This window comes from Desulfovibrio cuneatus DSM 11391 (genome assembly GCF_000430005.1).
Lineage (GTDB): Bacteria > Desulfobacterota > Desulfovibrionia > Desulfovibrionales > Desulfovibrionaceae > Frigididesulfovibrio > Frigididesulfovibrio cuneatus.
Genome location: NZ_AUCY01000015.1, coordinates 13,283 through 25,609, shown reverse-complemented (window position 1 = coordinate 25,609; position 12,327 = coordinate 13,283). Strand labels below are relative to the sequence as shown.

Here is a 12,327-nt window from a genome sequence, read left to right as displayed (position 1 = left end):
CTTCGCTTTTGTGAAAAAACACCGTAATCAAAAGTTCCGGTAGATGGTGAAATAAAACGTCCCCTGCTTTTCCCTGATGCAGCATATATGCCCATGGCATAAGACACTTGCTAGAAAGGAAAAGGCAGTATACACACAAGAAAACATGTTCGCCTGATTCCTGCCTTCCCGGTGCCAGTTACCAAGCGAGTGCGCGGAGCAAGGGTAAAACAATTTCATGGAATAACTGTATGCAAACCAAGCAACTGTGGTGCCCCTGGCGCCTGGAATATATTCTTGGCCCTAAGCCCGATTCCTGTGTGTTTTGCATTCCCCAGCATACAGAAGAAGATGAAGAACGCCTTATTTTATACCGTGGCAAGGAAAACTTTGTCATTATGAACAAATTTCCCTACAACAACGGGCACATTATGGTCACTCCATACAAGCATGTTATGGATATAAATGACCTTACGGAACAAGAGTCTGTAGAGCATTTCATGCTTATACGCCAGTGCGCTGCCATTTTGCGCAAGGCTTTTTCCCCCCAGGGGCTGAACATTGGCCTGAACCTGGGGGAAGCCGCAGGGGCAGGCATTCGGGAACACATGCACTTTCACCTTGTGCCCCGCTGGAATGGCGACTCTTCCTTCATGGCTGTGCTTGATGATGTTCACGTGGTGCCGCAGCACATTGCAAGCACCTACCGCATGCTCAAACCCCTGTTTAAGGCTATTGTACAATAGTCTTAAGGCCACGCACAGAATAACGCAGTGTTTCCATGGTGCCCCATTCATAACGCTTAACGCAGAGAGAGGAACAACCCAATGATTAACGCAAGAATGGCCCTTATACTCGGTAAAGTCATCATTATACTTGGGGTGTTTTTTTTCGGCCTCTTGTTCCTTGTGCAAAATATTGATGTGCTCAAGCAAAACTTCACCCTTTCCCTGGAACTGTTCGGTACCGGGGTTAAGTGGGCACCAGAACAGCAGGTGCCATACTACTTCCTGCTTATTGGCTCCTTTGCCCTGGGCGGCGTGTTTGCCACTGCCTTCTTTATTCTGGACCGCATCGGCGTTAGCCTTGCCCTGCTGCGCCAAAAGCGCGAGCACGCCAAAACGGTGCATGTGCTGGAAGGGGAAATTACACGCCTGAATGCAGAATGTGCACGCCTTGGCAAAGAATGTGAAACACAGCGCCTGGAAGGGGCAAAAAACATAGCCCTTGAAGCTGCCCCCAAAGAAGCATCTACCTCTGCTGATGCCCAGGTGGCAGAAACCTGCTAGCCAGTGGCAACACATTGAGCAGCGCCTTGTCTTCATTTCTATGCCCACGGGGCATAGCCCAGCACACCGCGCGGCAACACGTTGCTACGCGGTGTTGCGATTTTTAACGAGCTGCCGGTTACATGTTTCTTGCATCAAGCGCATAACGCATTCCCCAAAGGTATACCCCCCGCATGACACAACCCGCTCCCCCACAGCGCCCGTGCAAAATGACCCCCATGTTTGAGCAGTATTTCGCCATTAAAGACGAATACCCGGACGCCCTGCTTTTTTACCGCATGGGGGACTTTTACGAACTTTTTTTTAACGATGCCGAAATAGCAGCGCGTGAACTGCAAATTGCCCTGACAAGCCGCAACAGCCAGGCAGAACAGCCTGTGCCCATGTGCGGTGTGCCCCACCATGCGGTGGAAAACTACCTGAACCAGTTACTGGAAAAAGGCTATCATGTTGCCATTTGCGAACAGATAGAAGACCCAAAAGCTGCCAAGGGGCTGGTAAAACGTGCCGTAACCATTGTACGCACCCCTGGCACTGCGGTGGAAGACGCCAGCCTGGCCGCCAAAGCCCACAACTATTTGGGGGCGCTCTATTGGGATGGGGAAAAAGGTGCTGGGGGCTTTGCCTGGCTTGAATTTTCTACAGGGGAATGGAGCGGCCTGTTCAGCAAAAAAGAAAGCGAACTGTGGCAATGGGTGCAAAAAATGCAGCCGCGCGAACTGCTGCTGCCAGACCTGCCAGCCGACGTATTCCGCATTCCCCAAAGCATTTCCCTTGGCAGCAGCACCCCTGTGCGCTTGCCCGTGCGCTCGTACTTCGATTATAAAACCGCCAGCCAGCGCGTTCTGAAAGCCCAGGGCATTCAGGAACTTGGGGCTGTGGGCCTGCACGACAAAGAAGAATTAACCCGTGCCTGTGGTGCCCTGCTGGGTTACCTGGTGCAAACGCAAAAGCAGGAACTTTCCCACCTGGCTCCCTTCAAGCCCCTGCATTTAAGCCGCCACCTGATTATTGACGAAATTACCGAACGAAACCTGGAAATTTTTCGCCGCCTGGACGGTAAAAAAGGCCTTGGCACCCTGTGGCAAGTGGTGGATGAAACCCTTACCCCCATGGGGGGGCGTCTTTTGGAAGAACGCCTACGCCACCCATGGCGGGAACTGGCACCCATTCAGGAAACCCAGGAAGCCGTAAACTACTTTTTGCAGCAAACCCACCAGCGCAGCGCCCTGCGGGCCGGGTTGCATTCAGTGTATGACCTGGAACGCCTTTCCACCCGCATTCTTCTTGGCCGCAGTACACCAAAGGACTTTGTCGCCCTGCGTGAAAGCCTGAGCGCCCTGACCGCGGTGGAAAATGCCCTGAAAACCCCGGCACCGGGAACCTACCCCACCCAGGAAGATGAACTGGGTACCCAGCATCCCCCGCTCGTCCAACGCCTGATGCAGCAATGGGATTCCATGGAAGATGCTCAGGCCCTTTTACAAAACTCGGTAGTAGACTCGCCCCCGCCCACCATTACCGATGGCGGGCTGTTCAAGCCAGGGTATTCTGCCCAACTGGACGAACTGGCTGACCTGGTGGAACACGGGGAGCAGCGCCTGCAAAAACTGCTTGAACACGAACAGCAAATACACAGCCTGCCAAGGCTTAAACTTGGGTTCAACCGGGTGTTTGGCTATTTTCTGGAGCTGTCCAAATCAGGTTCGCCAGAAGTGCCCACCCACTTCATTCGCAAGCAAACGGTGGCCAATGCGGAACGCTACATTACCCCTGCCCTGAAGGAGCTGGAAGAAAATATTCTGGCAGCAGGGGAAAAGCGCAAGGCGCTGGAATACCGCCTGTTTCAGGAACTGCGCCAGCAGGTAATTGCCCAGCGGCCCCGTGTGCTGTTTATGGCCGGGGTGCTTGCCACCCTGGACCTTATTCAGGGCCTTGCAGAAGTGGCCCATAAAAAACGCTGGGTGTGCCCGGTGGTGCATGAGGGAACAGACCTTACCATAAAACAGGGCCGCCACCCGGTGGTGGAGCAAATGGTGGGGCCTTCCGCCTTTATTGCCAACGACCTGTTCATGGACGAAAAGCGCCGCCTTATTCTTATTACAGGCCCCAACATGGCAGGGAAATCTACCGTGTTGCGTCAGGCGGCCATTATTGCCCTGCTGGCCCAAACGGGTTCTTTTGTGCCTGCGGCAGAGGCTTCCATTGGCCTGTGCGACCGGATTTTTTCCCGTGTAGGCGCTTCAGACAACCTTGCCCAGGGCCAAAGTACCTTCATGGTGGAAATGATGGAAACGGCGCGCATTCTGCGCCAGGCAACCAAAAAAAGCCTTGTCATTCTTGATGAAATAGGCAGGGGCACCAGCACCTTCGACGGCCTTTCCCTGGCCTGGGCCGTGGTGGAAGACTTACTGCGCCGGGGGGATGGTTCCATACGCACCCTGTTCGCCACCCACTACCACGAACTCACTGCGCTGGAAGGCAGGCTGCCGGGACTGCACAACATGAACATTGCCATTCGTGAATACAATGGCGAAATTCTGTTCATGCGCCGCCTGGTGCCCGGCCCTTCAGACAGAAGCTATGGTATTGAAGTGGCACGCCTTGCCGGGGTGCCACAGCCTGTGGTAAACCGGGCCAAGAAAGTGCTGGAACTTTTGGAAAAAAACCAGAAAGCACGGGGAAAAACCGACTCCGACGCTGCCATGCAACAGCTTTTGCCCGGCATGGAAAGCACCCTGCCCATAAAGGAAGAGCCGGAACTGCTCCCACCTGCCCAAGAGGAAGTGGCACACCCCCTTTGCACCGCACTGCATAACCTGGACACCAACACACTAACACCCATGCAGGCCCTGACCCTGCTGAATGAATGGAAAACCCTGTGGGGAGTAACAAAATCATGAAAAATCGCCTGCTCAATTCCTTTGTATTTGCCTTGTGCCTGCTTGCCCTTCCCCTTGCCGCAGGCTGCGGCAAAACAGGCGAACCGCGCCCGCTGGACCCCAACCAATCGTTCACCATTACCAACCTGAATGGTAAAATTGTGAACAACTGTCTGGCCATTCGCGGCACCCTGGAAGGGGCGTATAACAACATGGACCGCATGCGCCTTGAAGTTGGCCCCCTTACTGGCGGGCCAGACGACTGCATTGGGTGCCCCTTTGTGCCCCAGGAAGTGGTATTTGTGAACGCAGCCGATATTGGCCTGACAGCAGAAACAGGTGAATTTGGCTTTTCTTACTGCCCGCAACTGGCCCAAGGCTACCGCTGGCGGCTTGCTGGCATAAACAAGCACACCACCTTCCCCCACAGTGTTTCCAGAGAAAAAATCACTATGAAATAAGTATATTGCAAAGCAAGCCCGTTCCTTTTACAAAAATATGAAGGAAGGGGCTTGCTTTTTTTTGTGCTGCATGTTTATATAACGCAACAGCAGGCAGCACTGGGCTGCAAATGAAGGAACAGTCATGGAAATAATACCCTTTTCCCTGTTTTATGAACGCCTCACCAAAGCAACGCCCATTGATACGCAAGCGGGCCTTGCTACGGCCCTTGGCGTGCATCGTTCCGCAATAACCCAGGCCAAAAACCGCGACGCTGTGCCCCATAAATGGATACTGGCACTCGCCCGGCGCTACCAGCTTTCACCAGACTGGCTGGAGTTTGGCAAAGGCACACCAAGCCCGGCTGCCCCTGTGCAAAGTGCCCCGGGCGTGCCGAACTCCCAAAAAACACAGCAAGCAGTGGCACACCGCCCCACGCGCCAACCAAGCCAGGAAATGGTCCATGTTCCCCTTATCAGCGCTACATTGTGCGCCGGGGCAGGTTCTTTTGAAGTGGAAGGGGCAGTGCTTGCCAAGCACCCGTTCCCTTACAGCTTTCTTTCCCCCATGGGCACCCCTTCAGCCATGGTGTTTATGCATGTTATGGGCGACAGCATGGAACCATTTATTTTAGATGGCGACATGGTGCTGGTAGACCAGGCCCAACACCAACCAGCCCGCCAAGGGGTGTATGCCGTGGGGTTTGAAGACGCCATTTATGTAAAGCGGCTTGAATGCGCCCAAAACGCAGTGCGGCTCCTTTCAGACAACCCGGAGTACGCACCCATAGAAATTATGGGGGATGAACTGCATTCCTTCCGTATTCTAGGCAAAGTTGTGTGGCTTTGCCGCGATTGCCGTTTTGCCTGATGCGGCTATAACGGCACATTGCCTGGCATATTTTTCTGTCCTCAAAGTTCATATTTATAAACAGCGGAGTTGTTATGCAAAAGCGTTTTTGTTCCTGCGGCCATATGTTCCTGGTGCGCTATCTTTCCTCAAACGGCTTGTGGCGGCCCTTGTTCATTCAAACCCAGCAACCACGGGTACAAACAAAAATTACTGTGTCTACTTGCCCCAGTTGCGGTGCGGCGCTAAACATTCATTCACTGCGGTAAGTGCATACCCCAGTAGCAACGCAAGCCTTGTATTTCACCTGCCATTGTGGCAACTTGGCACAAACAAGTGTGCTGTTACACTACGCATTTTCCTTGCTTTTTTATACCACTTGACCTGGAGAACACCATGGCCTTTTCCCCGCAAGACGTTTCTGTAGTTACCCGTACGCCCTTCCGGGCCATTGGCATGAAAATAGCCACCTCCATGCAAACGGCTCATGAAGATTGCTCAACCCTTTGGTACAAAAACTTTGGACCACGCATGCCGGAAATATGCTCTGCCTACCAGCAAAACGAATCTTTTGGCATTTCATTCCTTACAGATGCGGAAAAAGGCACGTTTGATTACTGGGCAGCCGTGGCTGCGCCGGAAGCAGCACCTGTGCTGGAAGGCCTTGCCAGCGTTGCTGTTCCCGGTGGCACTTTTCTGGAATTGCAGGTGCCTTCTTTGGAAGAACTCGCCGGGGCTTACACCTATCTGTTCAGCCAGTGGCTTCCTGCCCATAAAGAATACAAGGCCACATGCAGCGCCCCCTGCTACGAACTATATAAAGCCGACTTTACACAAACAGGCCACATTATTCTCTACTTCCCCGTGGAAAAGGCGTAAGAGCAACGGCTGGCGCGCACCCCAGTGCGGCCCAAAACACCCCCAGGCGCAGTGCTTGCTTTTTTCCAAAGCGGTGTTATATACTATGGAAATGACGGGCTTTTCCCCGCCATGACATCCACGGGGGGGCGCACTGGCTTCGACGGGGGTGGAAAAGTTGATGATTGCGAGTCGAGGCGCCGCTGGCCTCGTAAAAAGCGGCAACCAAAGTAATTGGCAACGATTACGATTACGCACTCGCAGCTTAATTAAGCTGCGCTATTTCATACGCAGACGCCTGATAAGCGTATGAAGTAGACAAAAACCATCAGGCTGGTACCCAAACTCTTCTGCTGGCGCGGGTACAAGACACTAAAGGCAGAATCGCCGCAAGGACCCTTGGTTGAGGGGAACCCCTGTGGTAAAAGCTAATCTCAACCTACACTCGTAGACGTCTCGATGGATCCTTCTCGGACGCGGGTTCAATTCCCGCCGCCTCCACCAACTTTTAATTTAATACACCCCAAAGAAGGCTAATTCTCCTTGAAAATCAAGAGGATTAGCCTTCTTTGCGTTTAGTGCCGTCTAACTTCATCTATTGCAATCTAACATTATTGCTGGTAGTTCTGTTGGTACATGGCACTTTGCAAAACTCGATACCAGCAACCGGGCAACCCCTTGGCACATACGCTTTTTACCCAATATGCCAGCATTCATACTTGCCAGGGGCACAATACCAGCACCACAACCTCATGAGATACCAGCATGAAACTATCAGATACTTTTTTGCGAGGACTCAAAACCAACGGCAAGGTTCAAAAGCATTCTGACGGTGGTGGCCTTTACCTGCATGTTTCCCCGGTAATCCTGCCCTTAAAATAGCTTTACAAATGGATGGAGAACACCTTTTTGACCTGCTCGAAGCAGTGGACGACCTTGCCCTTCCCGAACTTACTCCAGAATTGGAACAACTGCTGGAGCGAGTCAAGAATACTCCTTTGCTAGACGGCGGAGTCAACAATAGCCTTGTGCATCTTGTTGCCCGCCAATAGAGTACTTTTATCCGCTAAAATTATTAACCATAATCACTTGTCATTTAACCAATGTATATGATAGTTTTAAAGATTATCATCCAAAATATGATAGAAACACATTTAGCCTCAATCGGTATTGGGCTAAACAAGCAAATAGAACTTAACAATCACACAAACCATAGTATATTCAAACACATGAAAAAAATATCTCCTATAGTTCTTAATTATAACAATGCAAAAGATACAATTGAGTGTGTTTCCTCATTACTACTTAGTAATACCACTCCCCATTCCATAATCATAATAGACAATAAATCAACAGATGCTTCTTGTGCGGAGATTACGGAATGGCTTGTAACCATATCTCACCCGGTGGATATCGAAGAACAAAAAACACCTTGGCTGCCTACTTCCGGCTCGCAGGTATGGGCCTTCACCCATCCATTGAATATACGCATTCTTCTTGTAGCCGCAAAATCCAACAAAGGATATGCTGCAGGCAACAATATCGGACTCTCTATATGCTTTAAAGAAGGAGCTGATGCGGCTTGGATTTTGAATAACGATACAATTGTAGCCCCAGATGCGCTACGCGCCATGTCCGACAAGTTATTTTCCCAGCCACATTACGGGTTATGTGGCTCCTGCGTACTCTATTACCACATTAAAGATAGAGTACAGTGCAGAAGTGGGGGTAAAACCAATTACTGGACAGGCCTTTCACGTCTTAACGGTAACGGACAAACCATACAGACTGCCCATGAAGCCTTGGAACAAGAGGTGGAAGACTCCATCAATTTTATTTATGGTGCCAGCGTAATGTTAACCCAATCTTTTTATGAAACCGTAGGGGAAATGGATGAAGATTTCTTCCTTTACTGTGAAGAACAAGACTGGGCCTGCCGGAATAAAAAACGATTTGGGTTAGCCTATGCATCTAACGCAATTGTATTTCACAAAGAAGGTGCTACAACAGGTTGGCCCGGCTCAAAAGGAAACCTGCGTAGCCTATGGCTCATAACAAGAAGTAGAGTGCTGCTTTTTCGCAAACATGCCCCATGGTCCTTGCCTGTACTTTTCTGTGGCATTGCCTACGCTGGTATACGCCTTTTGGCACGGCGTTTTTTTTCAGTCGTAATCCATTAGGGTAAGGAATTGCTTGCATGAAAATAATGATATTATCCCAAACCCCTCCTAGCCTGCAATGCACTGCGGGCATTACACTTGACGGTATATGCCAACAGTTGAAACCACACCTTGTTTGCAATGCCGTCCTATTAAACCCCAGGCAAGCATACCTGAAAAACAATACATCCATTGATATTCCTTATTTATTTTTACCTAAACCCATTGAAAGCGGTATTCCCATTCCCCCGCAGCTATCTTCCCTAGACAAGCCTCTTCGCCCCCTTCGGGATACAGCAAGTTGGCTCCTGTACCGTTACCAAATGCGTGCCTTCCCAAAACTCATTAAAAAAATTACGGCATTTGCTTCTCAACATAATATTGATAGCATTGTGGCCAACCTTGACACTCCAGGCCCGATATTAACGGCATTAGCTGTGGCGAAAAATCTTCAATTGCCACTTTATACCATGGTTTTTGACCCACCAGAATGGCACATGACTGCCTATAATATGGCTCCAGCCACCATACGCTATGTTAAAAAGGTTTTTGACGAAACTGTTGCCAGCAGCACCTGCTGTGCAGTAATTGCGCAACCGATGGCAGATGAATACAAAAAGCTGTATGGCGTTGCCACGCAAGTGATCCAGCACTCCCTTCCTGAATCAATGGGGCAACCTTGCCAGAGCACTCTTTCTGACAAGGAACACCTGTATATAGGCATGGCTGGACAGCTATACGCCAGAGAAGCGTGGGAATCTTTGCTCGCCATGCTAGGAGCCAACAACTGGACCATTGCTGGGCGAAAGGTTATCATCCGTTATATGGGCCGTGGCCCCCTTTCCCCCAGCAATGAACCGCAACATATTGAATGGTTAGGCTGGCGCGACCAACGTGATGCGGTGCGCCTGCTGGCAGAGTGCGATGTGCTTTACTGCCCCTATCCTTTTAAACCTGAAGAAAAAGATGTTGCGCGCCTTAGCTTTCCTTCCAAAATAACGCTGTATCTGGCGGCAGCCCGCCCTATTCTCTTTCATGGTCCAGCATATTCCTCACCAGTAGAGTTCTTCATTCGCACCCAAAGTGGTTTTTCTGTTACGGAAGTAGCAGGAGAAGGTTTGCAAAAATCTTTGGAACGGCTTATAAATGAACCAGACTTGTATGCCTCCATGTGCCAAAATGCCTACACTGTATTTAGAAACGAATTCACCTCCAGCGCCATGCGCAAGAATATTCTTCGTTTCCTTGCTTTGGATGCAGAATAAGCAACCCGCTGCAACGGTGAGCACTTTTGTCTAACGCGAAAAAATTGCCGTTGATTAATACTCTTTCATCACTTTGCATTATGCCAAGCATACATAACCGCGTTCTCCACAAGCTATACCATGCCGCGAGGCAAGATGGCGTAGCCTATGCCACCAAGCACCTCTATAGTTACGGCGCAAAACTATACAAAAGCTATGCTCTTGCCCGCAAGGCCATTCCCCTTGAGAGTGTTTTTCCCTTCGCATCCCCTACAGGCTCTGCACAGGAAAAACTCGCCCTGTTTCAATCGCTTCATCCAACCATACTCATAGACCACATGTGCGGGGGCGGGGCCAATGCCTTTGCGCAGCAATGGATTAACAGACACATAGCAGAAGGTGGAGCTGTAGCGCGCTGGACCTACCTTTCGGGTTTGAACCTGTACCTGCTAGAACTGGAAAGTACTCAGTATAAGCTTTTTATCAAAGAACGTTCCTTTGAACGTATGGCCCAGTGCATTCAATGGCTTTCGCCTAGCAAACTATTGCTGAATGAGCTTGTAAGCTGGCCACAGATTGAAACCACCTTGTCATATTTACAGTCATTCCTCAGCACACCTTTGGAAGTATGGGTACATGACTATTTTTGCATATGTCCAAGCTATAGCTTAATGAATAGCAACAACAATTATTGTGGACTCCCTGGAACAATCGTCTGCAACCAGTGCCTGCCAGCAAACCGCAATGTCCCGGCGTATACGCCCGATAACATTACGGCATGGCGCAGACAATGGGAAGAATTTCTCCAAAAAGCAGCGGCTATTTATGTTCCAGACAAGAGTGTGCAAGATATCCTTGAACAGATTTACCCAACTCTGCATGCCAAGGCGCAAATAGTTCCCCATGCCCCCCTTGACCAGTGGGCACCTCTGCCCCCTCTCTCCCGCATAACACCACCAGTCATTGGTGTTATCGGGCATATTACCAGCCATAAGGGAGCTACCATTGTGCAAGAATTGGTTGCAATGCTTGAAAGCCGTTGCAGCGATGCACGGGTGGTGGTAATAGGCGAACTAGATTTGCCCATAACCTCTTCAAAGCTAACAGTGACCAAAGCTTACCGCCACGCCGACCTGCCAGAGATTATAGCAGCTCATGGCATTACTGTAGGGCTTGTGCCTTCCCTCTGCCCGGAAACATTTTCCTATACGGCCCTTGAAGTTACTCAGCTTGGGCTACCTTTGGTGTGCTTTAACCTGGGGGCACAAGCACAACGGGTCAAAGTTTACCCCCATGGTTTTATTGCCAAAACTATGGACGCCAACAGCTGCTTGCAGGCGTGCTTACTTGCACATAATCATGCTATGAGCCACTTACAATCTTCATAACCAATTACAAGGCACCTCATGAAAAAGATTCTTGTCATTGCAGGCACTCGCCCTGAAGCAATAAAAACGGTTGCTGTTGTTAGGGCACTTAGAGCCTTGCCCCAAACATTTGATGTGCGGTTATGCGCCTCAGGGCAACACCGCGAAATGCTGGCCCAGGCCTTTGCAGACTTTGGCATGACCCCGGATGTGGATTTGGACGTTATGACAGCAGGGCAAACACTTTCAAGCCTTTCTGCACGGTTGTTTGCAGCCCTGGATGCACTGTACGAAAAAGAAATACCTGATGCAGTACTGGTACAAGGCGACACCACCACTGTACAGGTTGCCGCCTTATGTGCCTTTTATCGACATATTCCTGTGGGACACATTGAAGCTGGGTTACGCAGCCATAACATGGCAGCCCCCTTTCCGGAAGAATTGAATAGGCGCGTTGCCGGGCTTGTGGCTTCCTGGCATTTTGCCCCCACGGAACTCTCCCGCCAGAACCTGCTTGCTGAACACGTACAAGACTCCCATATTCTGGTTACAGGTAACACGGTTATTGATGCCCTGCTTTGGATGCGTGACATGGTGCGCACAGAAACACCCGCCTTACCCATAGAAGTAGAAACGGCCATTAGCCAAGGACGCCGCATTATACTGGTTACAGGGCATCGCCGCGAAAGTTTTGGGGAAGGCTTCCGTAATATGTGCCAGGCACTTCTCACCCTTTCCCGTCGCTTTCCTGAAGATAGGCTTATTTACCCGATGCACCTAAACCCCAATGTGCGCAGTGTGGTGAATGAATTTTTGGCAGAAGCCCCAGGCATTATTTTGTGTGAACCACAAACATACAAGCCATTTATTCGCCTAATGGATAACAGCCATATCATTTTGACGGACTCCGGCGGTATTCAGGAGGAAGGCCCCTCGCTTGGCAAACCTGTGCTGGTAATGCGTGAAGTAACAGAGCGGCCCGAAGGGGTTGAAGCAGGGGTAAACATGCTTGTGGGAACAGACCCGGAAACCATAGTTGCAACAGCCTCCCGCTTGTTGACGGATGAAGCCGCCTACAAAAAAGTGGCTACCACCACCAACCCGTATGGCGACGGACACAGCGGTGAACGCATTGCCCGTTTTTTAGAAACTGCTCTGCACTAAAACCATGAAGCAAGCCTCCTCTCCCTTTGCCAATAATGGCCTTTTTGCCCCCAAATTGCACTATGGTGGGGCTTGCTATTGTTGTTCTTACTATA

General features: G+C 50.5%; 10 protein-coding genes and 1 other RNA gene. All 11 read left to right on the top strand.

What is annotated here, in order from left to right; genetic code table 11:
- Positions 1-230: 230 nt before the first annotated feature.
- The 11 genes from G497_RS0103905 (at position 231) to wecB (ending at position 12,232) form a co-directional block, all read left to right on the top strand.
- Positions 231-725 (top strand): HIT family protein, encoded by a 495-nt coding sequence (locus G497_RS0103905; protein ID WP_027187167.1) that lies wholly within the window; start codon positions 231-233, stop codon positions 723-725.
- Positions 726-806: 81 nt separating this feature from the next.
- Entirely contained in the window at positions 807-1,268 is a 462-nt protein-coding gene (locus tag G497_RS0103900; protein WP_027187166.1) for a hypothetical protein, read from the top strand.
- Positions 1,269-1,441: 173 nt separating this feature from the next.
- Positions 1,442-4,171, top strand: a complete 2,730-nt coding sequence (gene mutS / locus G497_RS0103895; RefSeq protein WP_027187165.1) for a DNA mismatch repair protein MutS — start codon at positions 1,442-1,444, stop codon at positions 4,169-4,171.
- Positions 4,168-4,611 carry a hypothetical protein gene (locus tag G497_RS0103890; RefSeq protein ID WP_027187164.1) on the top strand — a complete coding sequence of 148 codons (444 nt, stop codon included), beginning with the start codon at positions 4,168-4,170 and terminating at the stop codon, positions 4,609-4,611. Before mutS ends, G497_RS0103890 begins: the two co-directional genes overlap by 4 nt.
- Before the next feature lie 124 nt (positions 4,612-4,735).
- Positions 4,736-5,461, top strand: a complete 726-nt coding sequence (locus tag G497_RS0103880; RefSeq protein WP_027187163.1) for a LexA family transcriptional regulator — start codon at positions 4,736-4,738, stop codon at positions 5,459-5,461.
- Between the two features lie 375 nt (positions 5,462-5,836).
- A complete protein-coding gene (locus tag G497_RS0103875; protein WP_027187162.1) occupies positions 5,837-6,319 on the top strand; it encodes a GyrI-like domain-containing protein in 483 nt (160 codons plus the stop codon).
- Between the two features lie 124 nt (positions 6,320-6,443).
- Positions 6,444-6,802, top strand: a transfer-messenger RNA (tmRNA) gene (ssrA, locus tag G497_RS19635).
- Between the two features lie 605 nt (positions 6,803-7,407).
- A complete protein-coding gene (locus G497_RS20045; protein WP_156907912.1) occupies positions 7,408-8,478 on the top strand; it encodes a glycosyltransferase family 2 protein in 1,071 nt (356 codons plus the stop codon).
- 17 nt (positions 8,479-8,495) lie between these two features.
- On the top strand, positions 8,496-9,722 hold the full coding sequence (locus G497_RS0103865; RefSeq protein WP_027187160.1) for a glycosyltransferase family protein: 1,227 nt from the start codon (positions 8,496-8,498) through the stop codon (positions 9,720-9,722).
- Positions 9,723-9,748: 26 nt separating this feature from the next.
- Positions 9,749-11,089, top strand: a complete 1,341-nt coding sequence (locus G497_RS0103860; protein WP_156907910.1) for a glycosyltransferase — start codon at positions 9,749-9,751, stop codon at positions 11,087-11,089.
- A gap of 18 nt (positions 11,090-11,107) precedes the next feature.
- Positions 11,108-12,232, top strand: a complete 1,125-nt coding sequence (gene wecB, locus G497_RS0103855; RefSeq protein ID WP_027187158.1) for a non-hydrolyzing UDP-N-acetylglucosamine 2-epimerase — start codon at positions 11,108-11,110, stop codon at positions 12,230-12,232.
- Positions 12,233-12,327 lie beyond the last annotated feature (95 nt).